Origin of the sequence: Flavobacterium odoriferum, assembly GCF_025499515.1 — a bacterium.
Lineage (GTDB): Bacteria > Bacteroidota > Bacteroidia > Flavobacteriales > Flavobacteriaceae > Flavobacterium > Flavobacterium odoriferum.
This window is the reverse complement of the sequence record NZ_JAMKFA010000068.1, coordinates 1-404: the sequence shown is the minus strand read 5'-3', so window position 1 is coordinate 404 and position 404 is coordinate 1. Positions and strand designations below refer to the sequence as shown.

1 pseudogene is annotated in these 404 nt (G+C 32.9%); it reads left to right on the top strand.

The window, feature by feature from the left end:
* Positions 1–404: pseudogene (locus M9Q43_RS14135) on the top strand (hypothetical protein); the annotation flags it as partial.

Below are 404 nucleotides of genomic sequence, written 5' to 3'. Positions count from 1 at the left end.
TTTGCAGCATGTGCAATGGCAGGAAAATCTGTTAGAATTGCTTTATCAGCTTTAATGAAACAAATGACTGATAGCCAATTTACAGGTAGATTAACTGCTATTATGAAAAAAATAAATATTGAAGATGGTTCAGAAGCCAGAGGACAAAGAGCTGTCTTGGTTTCACAACAACCTCAATATTTAAGAGGATTGGATTTTAATAAGAACATTTCTTTTAATGGTATTCTTAGTGCTCCATTTACATTAACTGCAACAGTTGATAGAAACGAAAGTACTTTATCATTACCAGCTTTTAATCCAATGAGTTTTTTAAATGTTCCATCAGGAGCGACACATTTTAGAATTATCAATGCCTTAGCTGCTGTATCGGATTTTGTTTATAATCCTGCTACAAGTGCTTATGA